Raw genomic sequence first — 21,369 nt, forward strand, 5'->3', positions numbered from 1 at the left:
TGGGCCAGCTCCTGCCACGGGGGGAGCGGGCCAACAGCCGGGCCGCCCGGCATCCGAATCCGGATCCGCCGGTGAACCAGCTTCGGCGAGACGGCCCTGTCCCCTCGGGGACGGGACCTCCGTCGCGTTCATGGTGGAGGACCCGTGGCGGCCACCTAGGAGGAATATCCATGCATATTCTCGATTCCCTCGACGCAGCAAGCCTGCGCAACGACGTTCCCGAGTTCCGCGCCGGCGACACCGTCAAGGTGCACGTGAACATCATTGAAGGCAAGAACTCCCGCGTCCAGGTCTTCCAGGGCTTCGTCCTGGGCCGCCAGGGCGACGGCGTGCGCGAGACCTTCACGGTCCGCAAGGTCTCCTTCGGCGTCGGCGTGGAGCGTACCTTCCCGGTGCACTCCCCGATCATCGACAAGATTGAGGTCGTCGCCCGCGGCGACGTGCGTCGCGCCAAGCTGTACTACATGCGCGACCGCCACGGCAAGGCCGCCAAGATCAAGGAAAAGCGCGACTTCGGCACCGCCAAGTAGCCTGATCCGAACCGCGGACGCCTCCGGGCGCCCCAGCCGATCTTGCAGATAGAACCCAGCCCCCGCGATCCGTCGCCGGGGCGCGCGAGGCGCCGGTCCCGTTTTCGGGGCTGGCGCCTTGTCGTGGGCGCACTCGTGGCCGCCGCCGTTGTCGCCGTGATCGTGCGTGCCACCCTTGTGGATTTCCACCGCATCGGCAGCGAATCGATGCAGCCGCTGCTCGCCCCGGGTGACGGCATCATGGTGGACCGCACGGCCTACCGCGGCGGCGAGGTGCGCCGCGGCGACGTCGTGGTCTTCGACGGCCGCGGTTCCTTCCTGCCCTACCAGCGTCCGGATGCCGTTGATGCGCTGTTGCGCGCCCTGCACCTTTCCGGCGGCGGAACCTCCTATGTGAAGCGGGTTATCGCGGTGGGCGGGGACACCCTAGAGTGTTGTGATGCGGACGGAATGCTCCTGCTCAATGGCGAACCGCTGGAGGAGCCCTATGTTTACGATGGGGACGCGGCCAGCGACATCCGCTTTGTGGCGACCGTTCCGGAGGGGCGGGTGTGGGTGATGGGCGACCACCGCGCGGCCTCCGCCGACTCGCGTGCCCTGCTGGGGGCGCCCGGCGGCGGGATGATCGCGGTCGAGCGCATCCTTGGACGTGTCACCTCCGTGGTCTGGCCCCTCGACCGTGCCGCCGCGCTGCCGCGGGAGGGCGAATGAACGGCGGCGGCGCACCCGGCGGGCACGGGCACGGCGTCGGGAACCGGCACGGCGTTGAGAACCAGCACGGCGTTGAGAACCAGCAGAGGAAGGACGGGCCCATGTCAAAGCCGGACGGCACGGAGGATCCTGCCGCCGCGCACGGGCACCGGCAGGGACGCATGCCGGGACGCAGGCGCGGACGCCGGGCCGACCGTGGAACCGGGGCCGGTCGCGGTGCCCGGGCCGCCCAGGGAGCCTGGGGGTGGCTGAAGGAAATCCTGATGATCGCCGGCATCGCGCTGGTGCTCTCCTTTGTCATCAAGACCTTCTTCTTCCGGGCCTTCTACATCCCTTCCGGCTCCATGGAGCCAACCCTGGAGGTCAACGACCGCATCTTCGTGAACCTGCTGGTGCCCGGCCCGTTCGGATTGGAACGCGGTGACGTGGTGGTCTTCAAGGACACCAAGGGATGGCTCGGCGAGACGGCCGCGGCGGAGGTGAACCCGGTGTCCGGGTTCCTCGCCTTCGTCGGGCTCGTTCCGGACTCGTCCCAGCAGCACCTGGTCAAGCGCGTGATCGGGCTGCCGGGGGACACCGTCGAGTGCTGCGACGCGGACGGGAGGATCCTGGTCAACGGGGAACCGATCAGCGAACCCTATGTTTGGCCGGGGGCTTCGCCCTCCGACGAGGAGTTCTCCGTGACGGTGCCGCAGGACAAGCTCTGGGTGCTGGGCGACCACCGCGACGCCTCCGCCGACTCCCGGTACCACGAGGACATCGACGGCGGGTTTGTCGACATTGGGGACGTCGAGGGCAAAACCACCGTGATCGCCTGGCCGCTGGGGCGCATCGGCATCGTCGCCGACTACCATGACGTCTTTGCGGCCGTGCCCGCCGACGGGGCCGGCTAGGCCGTGGCCGCCACCGGCCCGGGCCCGCGCCGCGGGGCCCCCGCACCGACGGCGCCGCCGGCCAAGACACTGCCCGCGACACCGGCCCTGACACCGGCTCTGACACCGGCCACGGCACCAGCCAAGGCGCGGACCCCCAGGGCACTGAGGCCTAAGGCGCCGGCCACCAAGGTGCCGGCCTCCAAGACGGCGGTCCAGGACCCCACCCTGGAGACCGAGCGCGCCCTCGCCGCGCAGGGCTTCCGCCTGGTGGGAGGATGCGACGAGGTTGGCCGCGGCGCCCTGGCCGGACCCGTCACCGTGGGACTGGTGGTCGTCGACCCGCTCCGGGCGGGACCGCTGCAGGGCGTCCGCGACAGCAAGCTCCTGGCCCCGGCCGACCGCCTGGCCCTGGTGCCGCTGATTCGCGCCTGGGCGGCGGCATGGGGCGTGGGGCACTCCTCGGCCGAGGAGATCGACGCGCTCGGGCTGGTGCCGGCGCTGCGGCTGGCCGGCACGCGCGCCTGGGCCGCCGCGGCCGCCGCGCGGCCCGACGTCGTGCTCCTGGACGGGAACCTCGACTGGCTCGGCCGGCGCGAACAGCCGGCCCTCTTCGAGGGACTGGACGGCGGCGCCGGGGCCGGCGGGGACGACGGCGTCGACGTGGCCGTGCGGCTGAAAGTCAAGGCCGACCTGCAATGCCTCTCCGTCGCCGCCGCCAGCGTGCTGGCCAAGGTCGAGCGCGACGCCCTCATGACCGACTACGACGCCGAACTTCCCGGCTACGGGTGGGCGGTGAACAAGGGATACGGGACACAGGCGCACCGCGCCGCGATCGCCGCGCTGGGCGCCAGCGCCCAGCACCGCCACAGCTGGCGGCTGACCATTGCCGATCAGGCACAATAGTCTTCGAGACCAGGAGGAAACAATGAGTGCCGAAGACCTCGAAAACTACGAGACCGACATGGAACTGCAGCTTTACCGCGAATACAAGGACGTGGTGAACCTGTTCAGCTACGTGGTCGAAACGGAGCGGCGCTTCTACCTCGCTAACCACGTCGACCTCAAGGCGCGTTCCGCGGACGGTGAGGTTTACTTTGACGTCACGCTGCAGGACGCCTGGGTGTGGGACGTGTACCGCACCGCGCGGTTTGTCAAGAATGTCCGGATCATCACCTTCAAGGACGTCAACATCGAGGAACTGAGCAAAAGCGAAGACCTCACCATCCCCAAGGATGCGGGAATGGGCCACTAGCTCCCCGGCCGGCCCGGCAGGACCTGCCGCGCCGGCCCTCCACAGCCGCACCCGCGCGGGCGGGCATCCACAACGGCCCCGGGCATCGCCCCGGGGCCGTTGGCATGGGACGACGCTGGTGGCGGAGGTGCAGGCAATGGGAGCAAACCAAGCATTGGGGGCGGCGGGGGAGGACCTCGCCGCCGCCTTCCTGGAACAGCACGGCATGGCCGTGCTGGAGCGGAACTGGCGCTGCGCGCGCGGGGAACTGGACATCGTCGCCGAGGACGCGGGGCAGGTCGTGGGCGTGGAGGTGAAGACCCGGGCAGGGCTGGGGTACGGGCACCCCGCCGAGGCTGTGGGCCCCCGGAAGCTGGTCCGGCTGTGTGTGCTCACCCGGATCTGGTGCCGGGAAAAGGGGCGGGACGGGGAGCGGGCGCGGATCGATGTGGTGGCCATCGTGCTCCCACCCCGCGGGCGTCCGCTGATCGAGCACTATCGGGCGGTGCAGCCATGAGCCTCGGCCGGGCCGCCGCGGTGGCCCTGGTGGGCCTGAACGGGCACCTGGTGGAGGTGGAGGCGGATCTGGGGGGCGGCCTGCCCGGCTTCGTCCTGCTGGGCCTGCCGGATGCGTCCCTGGCCGAATCGCGGGACCGGATCCGGGCCGCCGCCCGCAACTCGGGCATGCCCCTGAGCGCGCGGCGGATCACGGTGAACCTGGTGCCGGCCTCCCTGCCCAAACGGGGCTCGGCGTTCGACCTGGCCATCGTCGTGGCCTCCCTGGCCGCCGCCGGGGACATCGCCGCCCCGCCCGGCGTGGTCTACCTCGCCGAACTCGGACTGGACGGGTACCTGCGCCCGGTCGCCGGCATCCTGCCCGCCGTCATGGCCGCAGTGGCCTCGGGCCGGCCGCGGGTGGTGGTCGCCGAGGGAAACGCGGCGGAGGCGCGGCTGGTGCCGGGGGCCAAAGTCACCGCCTTCGGCCACCTGGCCGACGTCCTGGCCGAGTTCGGGGCGGACCCGGCGAAGCTGGAGCGCCCCGCCCCCGCCCCGGCCTGGGCAGAACGCTCCGACGACGGGAACCTGCGGAACCGCGCATCGGCCGGAACGCCGGACAAGGCGCCCCGGGCGCCCGGGGCGCCCCGGGCGCCCGGGGCGCCCGGAGCCGCCGGCGCCCCCGACCTGGCGGACATCGCCGGGCAGGAGCAGGCCCGCTACGCCTTGGAGGTTGCCGCCGCGGGCGGACACCACCTGCTGATGGTCGGCCCGCCCGGGGCCGGCAAGACGATGCTCGCCGAAAGGCTGCCGGGACTGCTGCCGGACCTCACCGACCGGGAGGCTATGGAGACGACGGCGATACATTCCCTGGCCGGCGGAGGAGGCCCGGTGGACCGGCTGATTCGCCGCCCGCCCTTCGAAAACCCGCACCACAGCGCGAGCACCCCGGCCCTGATTGGCGGAGGCTCAGGGCTTCCCCGCCCCGGCGCCGCCTCCCGGGCCCACCGTGGCGTCCTGTTCCTGGACGAGGCACCGGAGTTCTCCGCCAAGGCGCTGGACAGCCTGCGCCAGCCGCTGGAGTCCGGGCAACTGACCCTCCACCGCGCCGCAGGGGCTGCAACGTATCCCGCGCGGTTCCAGCTGGTGCTGGCCGCCAACCCCTGCCCCTGCGGGCTCTCCTCCGGCAAGGGCAGGGACTGCCGGTGCTCCCCGATGCAGCGGATCCGCTACTTCCAGCGGCTCTCGGGCCCCCTGCTGGACCGCATAGACCTCCAGATCACCGTCGCACGCGTGACCGCCGGCCACCTGCGCTCCGCCTCGCCCGGGGAGGGCAGCGCCGCGGTGGCCCGGCGGGTGGCCACGGCCCGGCAGCAGCAGGTGGAGCGGCTCGCCGCCGTGGGGCTGGCGCGCAACGCCGAACTGGGCGGCTCCCTCCTGCGCGGGCCGCTGCGGCTGCCCGCGGACGCGACCGCGTCCCTGGACCGGGCGATGGACCACGGGACACTCACGGCCCGCGGCTATGACCGGGTCCTGCGCATCGCCTGGACCGTCAGCGACCTGGCCGGACGAAGCCGTCCGCAGGCCGCGGACGTGGACGTGGCGTTCCAGCTGCGCCACCCGGCCCAGGGGGAGGCGGCATGAACGTCCCCGATGCCGTCCGGGTGGCCCGCGCCGGCCTGGCCCGGCTGATGGAGCCCTCAGACCTGACCGGACTCGCCCTCGTGGCGGTGGCGGGCCCCGAGGAGGCCTTCCGCCTCATTGGCGCCCGCGACGGAAAGGCCCCCGCGCGGGAACAGCAGGCCGTGGCCGAACTGCTGGAAGGGTTCACCGCGACGCGCGCCGAGCACCGGTTGGGTGCCGGACTGGAGCGCTGGCGCCCGCGGCTGCCCGACGCCGCCCCGGAACGCGACCTGGACACCATGCGCCGCCTCGGCGGCGGACTTCTGGTGCCGGAGGACCCCGGCTGGCCGGACCAGTTCGACGCGCTGGGCCTGGCCGCGCCGCTGTGCCTGTGGTGGCGGGGCACAGTGGAGGCTCCGGCGCTGCCGCCGGTGGGAGATCTGGTGGCCGTGGTGGGCAGCCGCGACGCGACCGCCTACGGCCGGCAGGTGACCGCCGAGCTGGCCTCGGCCCTGGTGCGGGAGGCGGTGACGGTCGTCTCCGGGGGCGCCTACGGCATCGATGCCAGGGCCCATGAGGCCGCGCTTGCCGCGGGCCAGTGCGCGGGCCAGTGCGCAGGCCATAGCGCAAGCGCGGCGGCTGCGCGGCCCGTGCCGCCAGGGGGTCTTCCGCCGACGGTGGCAGTGATGGCCGGAGGGCTGGACCGGTTCTACCCCGCGGGCAACGAGGACCTGCTGCGCCGCGTCGCCGCGGCAGGGGTGCTGCTGGCCGAGGTGTCCCCCGGCACGGCACCCACGCGGTGGCGCTTCCTCCAGCGCAACCGGCTGATCGCGGCCCTTTGCGCCGCCACCGTGGTGGTGGAGGCCCGGTGGCGTTCGGGGGCGCTCACGACCGCCCACCGGGCCGCGGAGATGGGGCGGGAGGTGGGGGCCGTGCCCGGCTCGGTGTACTCGGCCAATTCCGCGGGATGCCACCGGCTGCTCAGGGAAGGGGCTGCCCTGGCCGTGACCGACGCCGCCGAGGTTCTGGAGTTGTTGGGCAGGCGCCAAAGGCCCCCGTTCCCGCGCTCCGACGTCGGCTCCGGCAGGGAAGGGGAGGCGGGCCCCCGCGCCGCAGGCGGCCCGGCCACGCCAGAGACCCCGGCGGCCCCGGCCGGCCGGGGGGTGCCGGAGGACCGCGCGGGCCAGGGCAGCGGGGAGGCCGCACGCAGCCGGGAGGCTGCCCGGCCCCACGACGGGCTCGACATCCAGGACCTTCTCCTGCTGGATGCGCTGCCGGTACGTGCCACGAGCACCCCGGACAAGCTGGGGGTGGTCGCGGGGTTGGGCATCGGGGCCGTGCTCGGCGGGCTTTCCCGCCTCCAGGCACGCGGACTGGCCCGGCGGCTCGGCGACGGATGGCAGCGTGCCCGCCCCGACTGAGTCCGCCCCCTCACGGAGGGACCGGAATCTGCCCCGGAGGCCGTGCTGCCCCCCGGAGGCGGCGCCACCCGGCCCGGTGGTGGGATCGCCGGGCGGGGGGCACCGCATGGCCTGCGCCGGCACAGTTCTGCCGGCGCAGTTCTACCGGCGCAGTTCTACCGGCGCAGCTTTATCGGCGTGTTTGCTTGGTCCGGTGCCGGCGGCGGGGCAAAGTGGAGAAATGTCCGACCCCGCCGCATCGCGCTCCCGATCCTCCCGTTTTGGCGCCCTCCAGGAGGGTGGGGGAAAGGCCGGGGCCGCCGCGCCGCTTCCAGTGGAGTTCGCGGCCGCGCTTGAGGGATTTTCGCGCCACCTGGAGTTCGAGAAGGCCCGCAGCGCCCACACCGTACGTGCCTATACCGGCGACGCCGCCTCCCTGCTGGCCTACTGCGCGGGCCACGGCGCCACCCGGCTCGCCGACATCGACCTGTCCCTGTTGCGGCTGTGGCTCGGGGGCCAACAGGCTGCCGGAAAGTCCCGCTCCACCCTCTCCCGGCACGCGGCCTCAGCCCGGACCTTCCTGGCCTGGGCCAAGCGCGAGGAACTGGTCCCGCAGGACCCCTCCCTTCGCCTGCAGTCCCCGCGCCCGGAAAAGTCCCTGCCGCACGTGCTGCAGCAGGGCCAGATGCAGCGGCTGCTCGACGGCGCCTCCGCGGGACGGGACACGGGCCGCGCCACCGGCCCTGCAGCCTCCCGCGGCGGGGGGACCGGCGCTGCGTCCCCCGTCCCTGAGCCCACCGGCGCGTCCGCCCCAGCCCGTGAGGCCGACCCCCGCGAAGCTGCGCTCGCCGACCGGGACCTTGCCCTGCTGGAGTTGCTGTACGCCTCCGGCATCCGGGTGGGGGAACTGGTGGCCCTGGACATTGACGACGTGGACCACGACCGGCGCACGCTGCGGGTGGTGGGCAAGGGCAACAAGGAACGTACCGTTCCGTTCGGCCAGCCGGCGCTGAACGCCCTCAACGACTGGCTGCGTCGGGGGCGGCCCCTGCTGGCGGCCCGAGGCAGCGGCCCGGCACTGTTCCTCGGGGTGCGCGGGGGCCGGCTGGGGCAGCGCCAGGCGCGCGAGGTGGTTTCCCGTGCGCTTGAGGGGCTGGGAGACACCGCCGCCCGCGGCCCCCACGCCCTGCGGCACACAGCCGCGACCCACCTGCTGGACGCGGGCGCGGACCTGCGCGCGGTGCAGGAACTGCTGGGTCACAGTTCCCTGGCGACCACCCAGCTCTACACCCACGTGTCGGTCGAGCGCCTGCGGGCCAGCTACCAGCAGGCCCACCCGCGCGCCTGAATCCACCCGTTCCGGCCCCTCCGGATCCCGTCCCGGGACCCGCACCCGCGGCCGGGGGTCCGCCGGGGCCGTGGCCTTCGCCGCGCCTCTCCCTGCCGGCGTGAGCGCCCGGAGCGGGCGTGCTTTTCCGGCTCACGCAATTGATGGACCCAACTTGGGGAGCAGGAAGGGCCGGACCGGCGTGTGGAATGTGGCACGTTCGGTCACCGTCGCCGGAAGTTTGAAGCCTGACATGGAACAACAGAGAGCGTCACAATATTTACAGCTGGCGGGGGATGCTCTCTTCGGGCAGAATGAATTCCGTCGGACAGTCGGAAACCCGGGTGGCTGTGGTCGTTGGGGAAGACGTACCAAAGCAACTGGAGGATGGCATGTCTGAGGCAATGACCAGGGGCGTACTTTTTGTGCATTCGGCCCCTACTGCGTTGTGCCCCCATATCGAGTGGGCCATCGGGTCCGTCGTCGACCAGCGGACGGACCTGAAGTGGACGCTCCAACCTGCCGCGCCCGGAATGTACCGGGCGGAGATCGGGTGGGCCGGCGCGCCGGGCACCGGCGCCAAACTGGCCTCGGCGCTGCGGGGCTGGGCGCACCTGCGCTATGAGGTTACCGAGGAGGCCAGCCGGGGCGTGGACGGCAGCCGCTGGTCGCATACTCCCGAGCTGGGCATTTTCCATGCGACCACGGACAGCGCCGGGAACATCGTCGTGACCGAGGACCGCATCCGCTACGCCTACGAGCAGGGCGCCGGGAACCCGGCCGTGCTCTACCACGAACTGTCGCTGGCGCTGGGGGAGGCGTGGGACGAGGAACTCGAGCCGTTCCGCTACGCCGCCGACGGGGCACCGGTCCGCTGGCTGCACCAGGTTGGATAGATCACCAGGTTGGATAGATACAGGGCCGGATAGGTCAAGGGCCCCATAAATACCGGGTCGAACAGACCCGCCGGGCCGGCGCAGGGCCGTCCCGGCACCGCATCCTCCAGCGCCGCATCCTCCAGCGCCGCATCCTCCAGTCACAGGGCCGCCCACTTTGCCCGGGGGCCCCGGGCCCGGACCCCGTCCTCCAGCGGGGCCACCGGCCCGGGGAACACCGGTGCGGGGAACACCGGTGCCGCGGGGAACGCCACCGCGGGACCGTGCGGCCTTAAGCGCCAAACGGCCGTTGCGGCGCCCCCGGGCCGGGGGTGCCGCAACGGCCGTAAAGGTCCTGTGTGCCTGCCGCGGCTAGATGCTGCGGACTGCGACGACGGCGTTGTGGCCGCCGAAGCCGAAGGAGTTGTTCAGCGCCACGATCGGGCCCTGGGGGAGATCGCGCGGGGAGCCGGTGACAACGTCCAGCGGGATGTCCGGGTCCTGGTTCTCCAGGTTGATGGTGACGGGGGCGCGGCGCTCGTATACAGCCATCACGGTCAGCACCGACTCCACGGCGCCGGAGGCACCCAGGAGGTGGCCCATCTGGGACTTGGTGGCGGAGACCGCGAGGTTGTCCACGTGCTTGCCGAAGGCGGCGCGCAGGGCGGTGTACTCGGGCTTGTCGCCCACCGGGGTGGAGGTGGCGTGGGCGTTGATGTGGACGACGTCCTCCGGCTGGATGCGCCCGTCGAACATGGCCCCCTTCAGCGCGCGGGTGGCGCCCAGGCCCTCCGGGTCCGGGGCGGTGATGTGGTAGGCGTCCGCGGTGACGGAGGTGCCGGCCAGCTCGGCGTAGATGCGCGCCCCACGGGCCAGCGCGTGCTCTTCGGCCTCAAGCACCAGGGCCCCGGCGCCTTCACCCATGACGAAGCCGTCGCGGGCGGTGTCGTAGGGGCGGGAAGCGCGCTCGGGCTCGTCGTTGCGGCGGGAGAGGGCCTGCATGGCGGCGAACGCGGCGATCGGCATGGGGTGGATGGCGGCTTCGGCGCCACCGCACATCACCACATCGGCCTTGCCGCTGCGGATCAGCTCCAGGCCCACGTTGAGGGCCTCGGTGCCGGAGGCGCAGGCGGACACGGGGGTGTGGGCGCCGGCGCGGGCACCCAGGTCCATGCTGACCGCGGCGGCCGGGCCGTTGGGCATGAGCATCGGCACGGTCATCGGCAGGACGCGGCGCGGGCCCTTCTCCCGGAGGGTGTCCCAGGCGTCCAGCAGCGTCCAGACACCGCCGATGCCGGTCGCGAAGGCCACAGCGAGGCGGTCGTGGTCCATCTCCTCGATGCCGGAGTCCTTCCAGGCCTCGCGCGAGGCGACCACGGCGAACTGGGTGGAGGGGTCCATGCGCTTCATCTCGACGCGGGAGAGGACCTCGGAGGCCGGGGTGGAGGCCTGGGCGGCGAAGGTGACGGGCAGGTTGAACTCCTCCACCCAGTCTTCGGTCAGCGTGCGGGCGCCGGAAACGCCCTTGAGCGCATTGCCCCACAGCGTGGGCACGTCCCCGCCGATCGGCGTGGTGGCGCCAAGGCCGGTGATTACAACTTTGCGGGCCATAGGAAACTCTCTGTGCTGAGTCGGAGGAGGTCCTCCGGACGCGTGGGGCGGGTGCGGGCGGGGCGACCCTGCTGCTGCGGGGCCGCCCCGGTGGATCCAGCGGATCCTGCGCGTCCTTCACGGACGCACGGGCCTGTGGCCGAGGACTAGGCCTGGGCTGCGGCGATGAAGTTGACGGCGTCGCCGACGGTCTTGAGGTTCTTGATCTCCTCGTCCGGGATCTTGACGTCGAACTTCTCTTCGGCGTTGACGACGATCGTCATCATGGAGATGGAGTCGATGTCCAGGTCGTCGGTGAAGGACTTGTCCATCTCGACGGCCTCCGGGGCAAGGCCGGTCTCTTCGTTGACGATCTCGGCCAGGCCGGACAGGATCTCTTCGTTGCTAGCCATGGTGGCTCCTTTTCGTTTGGGCCGGGCAGGGCCCGACGTTTTTTCACACCGCCGCGGCGGTCTGGTTTGTGGTGGTGTTTTTCCCCGTCCAAGCCTAGGGCAGGACGACAACCTGTGCGCCGAAGACGAGGCCCGCGCCGAAGCCGATCTGCAGGGCCAGGCCGCCGGAAAGCTCCGGCTGCTCCTTGAGCAGGCGGTGCATCGCCAGCGGGACGGACGCGGAGGAGGTGTTGCCGGCGTCGGCGATGTCGCGGCCGATCGCCACGGACTCGGGAAGCTTCAGCTGCTTGGCCAGTTCGTCGATGATGCGCATGTTCGCCTGGTGCGGGATAAACGCGGACAGGTCGTCGGCGGTGATGCCGGCGGCGTCCAGGGTGCGCTTGGCGACCTTGGCCATCTCCCAGACGGCCCAGCGGAACACGGTCTGCCCGTCCTGGCGCAGGGTCGGCCACAGCTTGGCCTCGGTGCCGGCCACGAGCGCCTCGCCCGTGGGCTCCTCCTCTGCCTGCAGGGCGACGTCGCGCAGGTCCAGCAGCGAGTGCGTCATGCCGATGGCGCTGGACTTGGTGCCGTCGGAGCCCCAGATGGACGGGCCGATGCCTGCGGTCTCGGAGGGGCCGATCACCACGGCGCCGGCGCCGTCGCCGAGCAGGAAGGAGATGGTGCGTTCGTGGTTGTCGATGAAGTCGGAGAGCTTCTCCGAGCCGACGACCAGGACGTAGTCGGCCATGCCGGAACGGACCAGTGCATCACCCTGGGCCACGCCGTAGCAGTAGCCCGCGCACGCGGCGGAGAGGTCGAACGCCGGCGCCGGAGTGGCTCCAAGGCGCCCGGCCAGCTCGGCGGCCGCGGACGGGGTGGCGTAGGGGGAGCTGACGGTGGCCACGATGACCGCGCCCAGCTGGGAGGGCTCGATGCCGGCCTGGGCCAGCGCCTCGCGGGCGGCTCCCTCGGCCATGTCCACGACGGAGGTGGAGGCGTCGGCGCGGTGGCGGGTGACGATGCCGGTGCGCTGGCGGATCCACTCGTCGGAGGAGTCGATCCACTGGCAGACGTCCTCGTTGGTGACGATCACGTCCGGGCGGAAGGCTCCGACGCCGAGAATGCGGGTGTGTTCGCGCAGGGGGCTCTGCGCCAGGGCGGCAGTCACGTTAGTTCTGTTCCTCTCGAAGGGCGGTGTGGTCGGCGACGAAGGCGCGCGCGGCGTCCAGGTCCTCCGGGGACTTCAGGGCCAGCGTCGCGACGCCCTTGAGGCCGCGCTTGGCCAGGCCCACCAGGGTTCCGGCCGGGGGAAGCTCCAGGATGCCGGTGACGCCGAGGTCGGCCAGGCGCTGCATGCACAGGTCCCAGCGCACCGGGCGGGAAACCTGCGCGACCAGGCTGGCGAGGTTCGCCTCGCCGGAGGCAACGGGGGCGCCGTCGTGGTTGCTCAGCAGCGTGACGGCGGGATCGGCCGGATGCAGCGACGGCACCAGGGCTTCGAGCACGCCCACCGCCGGAGCCATGTGGTGGGTATGGAAGGCGCCGGCGACCTTCAGCGGCACGACGCGGGCCTTGGCCGGCGGTGCGGCGGCGAACGCGGCAATCTCCTCCAGGGTGCCGGCGGCGACGGTCTGCCCGGCCCCGTTGGCGTTGGCCGCGGTCAGGCCGGCAGCGGAGATGGCGGCCAGGACCTCCTCCGGGTCTCCGCCCAGGACGGCAGCCATGCCGGTGGGAACCTCCGCGGCGGCCGCGGCCATCGCGTTGGCGCGTTCGCGGACAAACACCATCGCCTCGCCCTCGGGCAGGGCGCCGGCCAGGGCGCTGGCGGTGACCTCGCCGACGGAGTGCCCGGCGAGCACGGCGCCGGAGGGCAGGCTGGAGCCAAAGAGGGCGCGGGCGGCCACCAGGCCGGCCGCGACGATCAGCGGCTGGGCGACGGCGGTGTCCTTGATGGTCTCCTCGTCGGAAACGGTCCCGTGTTCCACGAGGTCGCGTGCGGTCAGTTCGGAGAGGGAGGCCAAGTGCCCGGCGACGCCGGGGACCTCAAGCCAGGGGGACAGGAAGCCGGGGGTCTGGGATCCCTGGCCTGGGCACACGATTGCTAGCACTATTCCACCTTTTCAAACGAGGCAGGCCCTCCCCGGTGTCCGGGGGCACCAACCTCCACTCGCGTCGTTGTAGGAATCCTACAACTCTTTGCCGGAATCGAGACGCCCCACCACGAGGGCTGTCTGCAGCACGAACGCCTCGCGCGGGATCAGCGGATCCCACCCGGTGACGTCACACACCCGCTTGAGCCGGTAGCGCACGGTGTTGGCGTGGACGAACAGTTCGCGCGCCGTCCCCTCCAGCGAATGCCCCAGCGTCAGGTAGCTGGCCAGGGTTTCCACCAGGCCGTTGCCGGCCTTCTCGAGGGGCCGGTAGATGTTGTTCACCAGCGAGGAGCGGGCGGCGTCGTCGCCGTCCATCACGCGCTCGGGCCACAGGTCGTCGGCGGCGACCGGGCGCGGGGCCTGCGGCCAGGCGCGGGCGGCGGCGATGCCGGCGAAGGCGGCGTGCGCGGAGGCGGCGGCGTCGCGCAGGGTGGGCGCCGGGGGCCCGTACACCACCGGGCCCGGGCCAAAGAACTCGCTGAGCCGGGTGTAGACCTGCTCCGACTCGGATTCCTCCATGCCTCCGAGCATCAGGATCAACCGGTCGCCCTGGATCCCGACCAGGCAGTCCTTGGTGTGGCGCACCGCGGCCCGGCGCAGGTCTCCCACGAAGCCGGCGCCGGCGACCTCCGGCGTGGTGCCCACCATGACGCGGATGTCCGTCTGGGACTTCCAGCCGACGGCGGCAATGCGCGAGCGCAGCGCGTCCGGGCTCTCCCCGCGCAGCACCGCGTCCACCACCAGCGCCTCCAGCCGGCTGTCCCACGCGCCGCGGGACTCGGCGGCGCGCGCGTAGACGTCGGCCGCGGCGAACGCGACCTCGCGGGAGTAGCGCAGCACCGCCTCGCGCAGCTGCGGGTGCTCGGCCTCCGGGGCGATGTCCGGCACCTGGCTCTCCACCACCTCCACGATCGTGCGGATCAGCTGCAGGGCCTTCTGCAGGCTGATGGAGCGGGTCAGTTCGCTGGGCGCGGCGCCAAAGACGTCGTTGAGCACCCACTGCGGGGACTGGGGGCGCTCATACCAGGAGACGAAGGAGGAGATGCCCTTCTGCGCCACCAGCCCCAGCGCCGCGCGTTCTTCCGGGCGCAGGCCGCGGTACCAGGGCAGCGACTGGTCCAGGTGCTTGAGGGCGACGGTGGAGAGCACCCCCAGGTGGTTCTTCAGCCGGGCGAGCGTTTCCGGGCTGGCCTTGGGCTGCCGGGCCGGCCGGATGCGCGGCGCCTGCGTGCCGGGTCGATCTTCGCTCATGGAAAGAGGATACGCGCCCCGGTTGAATGGTCGCATTTTGTGAGAAGGCTACAAAACGACGGCGGCGGGACCCTTCCAGGGGAAGGGTCCCGCCGCCGTCGTGGCGCGGTCCGCCGCAGGCCCGCAGGGCGCCGCTACTCCGCGGGGCCGCCCGTGTTGCCGGAGGTGCCGGCGTTCACGTTGTCAAGCTGGTACTTCTCGAACGCCCGTGCCGGGGCGGCGGCGTCGACCTCGCCGCGGCGGGCGAGCATCTGCAGCGCGCGCACCACGATCGAGTGCGAGTCGATCTTGAAGTACCGGCGGGCGGCGGCGCGGGTGTCGGAGAAGCCGAACCCGTCGGCGCCGAGGGTGGCGAACTCGTTCGGGACGAACTGGCGGATCTGGTCCGGCACGGCCTTCATGAAGTCGCTGACGGCCACCACCGGGCCGGTGGCGCCGGCCAGCTGGCGGGTGACGAACGGCGCGCGCGCCTCGGCGCCCGGGTTCAGGAACGCCTCCTCCTCCGCGGCCAGGCCCTCGCGGCGCAGCTCGTTCCAGCTGGTCACGGACCAGACGTCGGCGGAGACGCCCCACTCGTCGGCGAGGATCTGCTGGGCCTCGAGCGCCCACGGCACCGCCACACCGGAGGCGAGCAGCTGGGTGCGCGGGCCGTCCACCTTGGCCGGGGCCAGCAGGTAGATGCCGCCAAGCAGGCCCTCGACGTCCAGCTCCTCCGGCTCGGCCGGCTGCACGATCGGCTCGTTGTACACCGTGAGGTAGTACATCACGTTCGGGTCCTCGTGCCTGCCGCCGTACATGCGCTCCAGGCCGGCCTTCATGATGTGGCCGATCTCGTAGCCGAAGGCCGGGTCGTAGGTCACCACGGCCGGGTTGGTGGAGGCCAGCAGCGGGGAATGCCCGTCCGCGTGCTGCAGGCCCTCGCCGGTGAGCGTGGTGCGGCCCGCGGTGGCGCCGATGATGAAGCCGCGCGTCATCTGGTCGCCGGCGGCCCAGAAGGAATCGCCCGTGCGCTGGAAGCCGAACATCGAGTAGAAGATGTAGATCGGGATCAGCGGCTCGCCGTGGGTGGCGTAGGCGGTGCCGGCCGCGGTGAACGCGGAGGTCGAGCCGGCTTCGTTGATGCCCGCGTGCAGGATCTGCCCGGCGGGGGACTCCTTGTACGCGAGGACCAGGTCCCGGTCCACGGACAGGTAGTTCTGGCCCTTGGGGTTGTAGATCTTCGCCGTCGGGAAGAACGAGTCCATGCCGAAGGTGCGCGCCTCGTCCGGGATGACCGGAACGATGCGCTTGCCGAACTCCTTGTCCCGCATCAGGTCCTTGAGCAGGCGCACGAACGCCATGGTGGTGGCCGCCTGCTGCTTGCCGGAGCCGCGCTTGGCGACCTCGTAGGCCTTCTCGCCGGGCAGTTCCAGGGGCGCGTGCTTCTCGCGGCGCTCCGGAACGAATCCGCCCAGCGCGGCGCGGCGCTCCATCATGTACTTGATCTCCGGCGCGTCGGAGCCCGGGTGGTAGTACGGCGGACGGTACGGGTTGGCCTCGAGCTGCTCGTCCGTGATCGGGATGCGCAGGTGGTCGCGGAAGGCCTTGAGGTCCTCCAGCGTGAGCTTCTTCATCTGGTGGGTCGCGTTGCGGCCCTCGAAGTGGGGGCCCAAGCCGTAGCCCTTGACGGTGTGCGCCAGGATGACGGTCGGCTTGCCCGAGAACTCCATGGCGGACTTATAGGCGGCGTACACCTTGTGGTAGTCGTGCCCGCCGCGCTTGAGGTTCCAGATCTCCTGGTCCGTCAGGTCGGCGACCATTTCCTTGGTCTCGGGGGTCTTGCCGAAGAAGTGCTCGCGCACGAATCCGCCGGACTCCGCCTTGTAGGTCTGGTAGTCCCCGTCCGGGGTCTGGTTCATGATGTCCACGAGCATTCCGTGGGTGTCCTTCTTGAGCAGGGCATCCCACTCGCGGCCCCACACGACCTTGATGACGTTCCAGCCGGCGCCGCGGAAGAAGGCCTCGAGTTCCTGCATGATCTTGCCGTTGCCGCGCACCGGGCCGTCAAGGCGCTGCAGGTTGCAGTTGACCACGAAGGTCAGGTTGTCCAGCTTCTCGTTGGCAGCCAGCTGGAGCAGGCCGCGCGATTCGGGCTCGTCCATTTCGCCGTCGCCGAGGAAGGCCCAGGTGTGCTGCTGGGAGGTGTCCTTGATGCCGCGGTTGTGCAGGTAGCGGTCCGACTGCGCCTGGTAGATGGCGTTCATCGGCCCCAGGCCCATGGAGACGGTCGGGTGCTCCCAGAAGTCCGGCATCGAACGCGGGTGCGGGTAGGAGGGCAGCGCGTGGCCTTCCTTGGACTTCTCCTGGCGGAAGCCGTCCAGGTCCTCGGCGGAGAGGCGGCCCTCCAGGAAGGCGCGGGCGTACATTCCCGGGGAGGCGTGGCCCTGGAAGAAGACGTGGTCCCCGCCGCCCGGGTGGTCCTTGCCGCGGAAGAAGTGGTTCTGGCCGACCTCGTAGAGGGTGGCTGCGCCGGCGAAGGTGGAGATGTGCCCGCCGACGCCGATGGACGGGTCCTGGGCGCGGTGCACCATGACCGCGGCGTTCCAGCGCATGTAGGCGCGGTAGCGGCGCTCAAATTCCTCGTTGCCCGGGAACTGCGGCTCCTGGTCGACGGGAATGGTGTTTACGTAGTCGGTGGTGGTCACCATCGGCACGCCGACACTCTTCGCCCCGGCGCGCTGGAGCAGCGAACGGACAATGAACTGGGCTCGTTCTGTTCCCTGGGTTTCCACCAGGTCATCGAAGGACTCAAGCCATTCGGCGGTCTCTTCGGGGTCGCGGTCCGGCAATTGGCTGGTCAAGCCGCTCCGGATGTGGGAAATGTGTTCCTCTTCAGCCACGTCCAACTTCTCCTCGTTACGGGTACAGCGGGGGTTCGCGTCACGTCCGTGCTCGGCCGGACGAAGCGTGCGGCAGCGGCCGCTTGGATTGCCGGCTCCGTCGGGTAGACGGTCCGGACCTTCGGACCCACTGTAGTGCTCCGGCCTGCGGGATGCGTATTTACTAAGCGCTGCCCTGCCGCGCGGAGGCGCTGCGCGCGTGATACAGCCACCCCGCCAAAAGCGCCCTGCGGCGTGTCATGCGGGGTCTCGCTTGATGGAGCGGGCAAAAGGGTGTTGGCTTGGACCCAAATGAATACACCAGCAGGAGGAGTGACGTGAGTGACGCCGGAGCGGCAACCACCGGGGCCGCGGCCAAGATGGGTTTTAAGGACGGGAACCTTGTGCAGGAACTCGGATACGACGACGACGTCGATTTCGATCTGCGGGAGGAACTCGAGGATGCCATCGGCGGCGAACTGCTGACGGAGGAGGACCACGACGTCGTCGACTCGGTCCTGCTGTGGTGGCGGGACGGCGACGGCGACCTTGTGGACGGACTGGTCGACGCCCTCACCAGCCTGCAGGAGGGGGGCGTGGTGTGGCTGCTGACCCCCAAGTCGGGCCGGGACGGCTACGTGCCGCCCATGGACATCCAGGAGGCCGCGCCGACCGCCGGCCTGCACGTCACCAAGACCGAGGGCGTGTCCCGCGACTGGGCGGCCTCCCGGCTGGTGGCCCGCCGCAAGAACTAGAAGTGGTCCCAGCGCCGCAGGCCAAAGTGCCAGCGCCGCAGGCCCGAGTGCCCGTGCCCGGGCCACGGTACGACGCCGGTCCCGCCGAGGGCGCGGCCGTGGCAGCCGGTGCGCGCCCGCAGCCGGGTGATGCGGTGCCGGAGTTCCTGCTGGAGAACCAGTACGGCGAGCGCCTCGGCCCGGGGCGGGAAGGCGGGCTGGGGGAGGGGGACTACTTTGTGGTTTTCTTTCCGTTCGCCTTCTCCCGGGTCTGCACCGGGGAGCTGGAGGCGCTTGAGGCGCTGCGTCCCGAATTGCAGTCCCGGGGAGTGCGGATCCTGGCGGTGTCCGTGGACCACAAGTACGCCCTGCGCGCCTACGCGCAGGAACTGGGCCTGGGGTTCGACCTGCTCGCTGACTTCTGGCCGCACGGGGCCACCGCTACCGCGTTCGGGTGTTTCGACGCGGTGCGCGGCATGGCCACCCGCTCCACGTTCCTGGTCTCGGGAGGTCGCGTGGCCGCCCGCTTCGCCACCCCCGTGGGGCAGGGGCGGGACCCGGAGGACTACCGGAGGGCCGTGGAGCGGCTGCGGGCAGGGGACCGGCCCGGCGCGCCGGATTAGGCGTGTGGCCTGCGGCGCGGTAGGCTGGGACGCCGCAGGGGCCTTTAGCTCAGCTGGTAGAGCGCCACGTTTACACCGTGGATGTCATCGGTTCGATCCCGGTAGGGCCCACCAGTGCAGTACCAGGCAGCGCCGTACCAGGCAATGCAAGACCAAGAGATGCAGCACCAAGCAACGCAGCACCACCCGCGGCGGCACCACGCCGCAGTAACGAAAAGGATCCCCGCTGTCTGCGGGCCGTGACGGCCCGCAGACAGCGGGGATCCTTTGTTTTTGGTGCTGTTGGCGCCGGGGTTGCCAGCGCCGCAGGCGGAATCCCGTGCCTGAACCGGATACAGCCAGGCAGCCGGATACAGCTAGGCGGCGGGACGGACCATCACGATCGCGACCTCGGGGGTCTTGCCCTTGGTGTGCTCGGTCCGCAGGTGGAACCCGCTGGGCAGCACGGTGGGGATGCGCCGGCGCTCGGCGGCACGCACCGCCACCGCCAGGCCCTCCAAGTCCGTACCGGCGGCCGCAGCCACCTGCAGCAGCCCGTCCGGGCGCGCCGTGAAGGCGCTCATCAGGGCCGTGCCCACGGAGATCAGCACCGAGAGCAGGGCCACCGCGGCGCCGGCGAGCAGGATCCGCTCCACCACCAGGGGCAGCTCGGGGAGCAGCAGTCCGGCGCACACCGCGCCTACGGCGAGCAGGGCCAGCGTTGCGTTGCGGAACCGCCGGGACGTCTCCGGGTCGTTGTAAACCAGCCACTGGTAGGCCGTTCCCGTGATGCGGAAGCGGCGCTCGGGGGCGCCGGAGGCGGCGCGGGGGCGGGGGAAGTGGGGGGTCATGGGTTCCTCCAGGAAGCGTGGAAGCGAGGGGGCCTATATACAAGGGTAAGTTCCGGCGCGCCACTTTACCGAATCTTTATATATTCGTTACCAAAATTACTTCCGCCTGCCTCCTTGAAGGAAGGCTCTGTGGGTGGAGGCGTCGGGGGCGGAGGCGTCGGGGGCACCCGGCAGCCGGTGTGGCACGCCCGGGTGCGGCCGGGGCCGGCGCAGCCGACACGGAAGGGCACGCTCCGCGCGCTAGGCTAGAGGGGACTTCCCACCCCCCACCGAAAACCGGAGGAAAGACCAGCATGCCCGCACAGATCGGCGTCACCGGCCTGGCCGTCATGGGCGCGAACCTCGCCCGCAACTTCGCCCGCAACGGCTACACCGTCGCCCTGCACAACCGCTCGGTCGCCAAGACCGACGCGTTGCTCGCCGCCCACGGCGACGAGGGCAACTTCATCCGCACGGAGTCCCTGGCCGAACTGGTGGAGAACCTGGAGGTTCCGCGCCGGGTGCTGATCATGGTCAAGGCCGGAGCCCCGGTCGACGCCGTCATCGATCAGCTGGTGCCGCTGCTGGAGCCCGGGGACATCGTCATCGACGCCGGCAACTCCCACTACGAGGACACCCGCCGCCGCGAGGCCGCGCTGGCGGAAAAGGGCCTGCACTTCGTGGGGGTCGGGGTCTCCGGCGGCGAAGAGGGGGCGCTGCTGGGCCCCTCGATCATGCCGGGCGGTTCGCGGGAGTCCTACGACGCCCTGGGGCCGATGCTGGAGAAAATCGCCGCCAAGGTTGACGGCGAACCGTGCTGCGCCTGGGTCGGCACCGACGGGGCCGGGCACTTCGTGAAGATGGTGCACAACGGCATTGAATACGCCGACATGCAGGTCATTGGCGAGGCCTACGACCTGCTGCGCTCCGCGGCCGGGATCGAGCCCGCCGAGCAGGCCGCGATCTTCTCCGAGTGGAACAGGGGAGAGCTGGCCTCCTTCCTGATCGAAATCACCGCCGAGGTGCTCGGCCATGTGGATGCCAGGACAGGCAAGCCGTTCGTGGACGTCGTCGTCGACTCCGCGGGGCAGAAGGGCACCGGCCGCTGGACGGTCGTCTCCGGCCTGGACCTGGGCTCCCCGGTCTCCGCCATTGCGGAGTCGGTCTTCGCGCGGGCGCTGTCCTCTCAGCGGGACCAGCGCGCGGAGGCGCAGGCCGTGCTGGAAGGCGCCCCCACCGGCGTCGGGCTTCCGGAAAACTTCGTGGAGGACGTCCGCCAGGCGCTCTACGCCTCCAAGCTGGTCTCCTACGCGCAGGGCCTGGACATGCTTACCTCCGCCGCGGGCGAGTACGGATGGGACCTGAAGCTGGACGAGATCGCTTCGCTGTGGCGGGCCGGCTGCATTATCCGCGCCGAACTGCTCAAGGACATCGCCAAGGCCTACGCCGGCGGTGCCCGGCCAGCCAACTTGCTCTTCGCGCCGGCGTTCCGGGACGCGATCGCCGCGGCCCTCCCGGCCTGGCGCCGCGTCGTGGCCACCGCCGTCCAGCTGGGCATCCCGGTGCCGGTGTTCTCCTCCGCGCTGGCCTACTACGACGGCCTGCGCCGGGACCGCCTGCCGGCCGCGCTGACCCAGGGCCTGCGCGACCTTTTCGGCGCGCACACCTACGGACGCGTCGACGCTGAAGGCACCTTCCACACCCTGTGGGGCGGGGACAAGTCCGAGGTGGCGGCGGTGGACACCCACTAGCGCCAAGGCGCGCAGCCTCAGCAGGGCGGCGCAGCCCCGCAAGGGCGGCGCAGCCGTCGGGCGGCAGGCTTCCCCGCGGGGAAGCCTGCCGCCCGACGTCGTTTCCCGGGCCGGGAGGCGGCCCTTGGCGCCTCCCGG

General features: G+C 71.4%; 20 protein-coding genes and 1 tRNA gene. 14 read left to right on the forward strand and 7 right to left on the reverse strand.

Translation table 11 applies throughout. The annotated features are described in order from the left end of the window. Positions 1–170 precede the first annotated feature (170 nt). From rplS to NCCP_RS02275, 10 genes are all read left to right on the forward strand, one after another. Positions 171–530: a 50S ribosomal protein L19 gene (rplS, locus tag NCCP_RS02230; protein WP_149955434.1), complete on the forward strand. Its 360-nt coding sequence runs from the start codon at positions 171–173 to the stop codon at positions 528–530. A 123-nt stretch (positions 531–653) separates the two neighbouring features. Then, positions 654–1,241 carry a signal peptidase I gene (gene lepB, locus NCCP_RS02235; RefSeq protein WP_263970113.1) on the forward strand — a complete coding sequence of 196 codons (588 nt, stop codon included), beginning with the start codon at positions 654–656 and terminating at the stop codon, positions 1,239–1,241. Positions 1,242–1,342: 101 nt separating this feature from the next. Then, a complete protein-coding gene (lepB, locus tag NCCP_RS02240; protein WP_149955436.1) occupies positions 1,343–2,134 on the forward strand; it encodes a signal peptidase I in 792 nt (263 codons plus the stop codon). A 171-nt stretch (positions 2,135–2,305) separates the two neighbouring features. Beyond that, positions 2,306–3,019, forward strand: coding sequence for a ribonuclease HII (locus NCCP_RS02245; RefSeq protein ID WP_149955437.1), 714 nt, complete (start codon positions 2,306–2,308; stop codon positions 3,017–3,019). A gap of 22 nt (positions 3,020–3,041) precedes the next feature. Continuing rightward, complete coding sequence (locus NCCP_RS02250; RefSeq protein WP_149955438.1) at positions 3,042–3,368, forward strand: DUF2469 domain-containing protein; 327 nt, start codon at positions 3,042–3,044, stop codon at positions 3,366–3,368. Positions 3,369–3,504: 136 nt separating this feature from the next. Then, the gene (locus NCCP_RS02255; protein ID WP_149955439.1) at positions 3,505–3,864 is read left to right on the forward strand and encodes a YraN family protein; all 360 of its coding nucleotides are present in this window, start codon (positions 3,505–3,507) and stop codon (positions 3,862–3,864) included. After that, positions 3,861–5,486: a YifB family Mg chelatase-like AAA ATPase gene (locus NCCP_RS02260; protein WP_149955440.1), complete on the forward strand. Its 1,626-nt coding sequence runs from the start codon at positions 3,861–3,863 to the stop codon at positions 5,484–5,486. Before NCCP_RS02255 ends, NCCP_RS02260 begins: the two co-directional genes overlap by 4 nt. Further along, positions 5,483–6,886, forward strand: coding sequence for a DNA-processing protein DprA (locus tag NCCP_RS02265; protein ID WP_225873624.1), 1,404 nt, complete (start codon positions 5,483–5,485; stop codon positions 6,884–6,886). The genes NCCP_RS02260 and NCCP_RS02265 overlap by 4 nt, the downstream gene beginning before the upstream one ends. A gap of 220 nt (positions 6,887–7,106) precedes the next feature. Then, positions 7,107–8,213, forward strand: a complete 1,107-nt coding sequence (locus NCCP_RS02270) for a tyrosine recombinase XerC (RefSeq protein ID WP_149955441.1) — start codon at positions 7,107–7,109, stop codon at positions 8,211–8,213. 371 nt (positions 8,214–8,584) lie between these two features. Further along, the gene (locus NCCP_RS02275) at positions 8,585–9,088 is read left to right on the forward strand and encodes a DUF3145 domain-containing protein (protein WP_149955442.1); all 504 of its coding nucleotides are present in this window, start codon (positions 8,585–8,587) and stop codon (positions 9,086–9,088) included. 351 nt (positions 9,089–9,439) lie between these two features. Here NCCP_RS02275 and fabF read toward each other — a convergent pair whose 3' ends face one another. From fabF to aceE, 6 genes are all read right to left on the reverse strand, one after another. Then, complete coding sequence (fabF, locus tag NCCP_RS02280) at positions 9,440–10,678, reverse strand: beta-ketoacyl-ACP synthase II (RefSeq protein ID WP_149955443.1); 1,239 nt, start codon at positions 10,676–10,678, stop codon at positions 9,440–9,442. A 146-nt stretch (positions 10,679–10,824) separates the two neighbouring features. Beyond that, complete coding sequence (locus NCCP_RS02285; RefSeq protein ID WP_149955444.1) at positions 10,825–11,070, reverse strand: acyl carrier protein; 246 nt, start codon at positions 11,068–11,070, stop codon at positions 10,825–10,827. A gap of 94 nt (positions 11,071–11,164) precedes the next feature. After that, positions 11,165–12,220 carry a beta-ketoacyl-ACP synthase III gene (locus NCCP_RS02290; protein WP_149955445.1) on the reverse strand — a complete coding sequence of 352 codons (1,056 nt, stop codon included), beginning with the start codon at positions 12,218–12,220 and terminating at the stop codon, positions 11,165–11,167. A 1-nt stretch (position 12,221) separates the two neighbouring features. After that, positions 12,222–13,160 (reverse strand): ACP S-malonyltransferase, encoded by a 939-nt coding sequence (locus tag NCCP_RS02295; RefSeq protein ID WP_149955446.1) that lies wholly within the window; start codon positions 13,158–13,160, stop codon positions 12,222–12,224. Between the two features lie 78 nt (positions 13,161–13,238). Beyond that, positions 13,239–14,456, reverse strand: a complete 1,218-nt coding sequence (locus NCCP_RS02300; RefSeq protein ID WP_149955447.1) for a PucR family transcriptional regulator — start codon at positions 14,454–14,456, stop codon at positions 13,239–13,241. Between the two features lie 134 nt (positions 14,457–14,590). Beyond that, positions 14,591–17,335, reverse strand: a complete 2,745-nt coding sequence (aceE, locus tag NCCP_RS02305) for a pyruvate dehydrogenase (acetyl-transferring), homodimeric type (protein ID WP_149955448.1) — start codon at positions 17,333–17,335, stop codon at positions 14,591–14,593. A gap of 317 nt (positions 17,336–17,652) precedes the next feature. Here aceE and NCCP_RS02310 point away from each other — a divergent pair, with 317 nt between their 5' ends. The 3 genes from NCCP_RS02310 (at position 17,653) to NCCP_RS02320 (ending at position 18,785) form a co-directional block, all read left to right on the forward strand. Beyond that, positions 17,653–18,069, forward strand: a complete 417-nt coding sequence (locus NCCP_RS02310; protein WP_149955449.1) for a DUF3052 domain-containing protein — start codon at positions 17,653–17,655, stop codon at positions 18,067–18,069. A gap of 53 nt (positions 18,070–18,122) precedes the next feature. Beyond that, on the forward strand, positions 18,123–18,671 hold the full coding sequence (locus NCCP_RS02315) for a redoxin domain-containing protein (RefSeq protein ID WP_172627259.1): 549 nt from the start codon (positions 18,123–18,125) through the stop codon (positions 18,669–18,671). 38 nt (positions 18,672–18,709) lie between these two features. Then, positions 18,710–18,785 (forward strand) — tRNA-Val (locus NCCP_RS02320). 242 nt (positions 18,786–19,027) lie between these two features. Here NCCP_RS02320 and NCCP_RS02325 read toward each other — a convergent pair. After that, positions 19,028–19,501 carry a hypothetical protein gene (locus NCCP_RS02325; RefSeq protein ID WP_149955451.1) on the reverse strand — a complete coding sequence of 158 codons (474 nt, stop codon included), beginning with the start codon at positions 19,499–19,501 and terminating at the stop codon, positions 19,028–19,030. Positions 19,502–19,794: 293 nt separating this feature from the next. Here NCCP_RS02325 and gndA point away from each other — a divergent pair, with 293 nt between their 5' ends. Continuing rightward, positions 19,795–21,231 carry an NADP-dependent phosphogluconate dehydrogenase gene (gene gndA, locus NCCP_RS02330; RefSeq protein WP_149955452.1) on the forward strand — a complete coding sequence of 479 codons (1,437 nt, stop codon included), beginning with the start codon at positions 19,795–19,797 and terminating at the stop codon, positions 21,229–21,231. Positions 21,232–21,369 lie beyond the last annotated feature (138 nt).

It is taken from the genome of Zafaria cholistanensis (genome assembly GCF_008580665.1).
Classification (GTDB): domain Bacteria; phylum Actinomycetota; class Actinomycetes; order Actinomycetales; family Micrococcaceae; genus Zafaria; species Zafaria cholistanensis.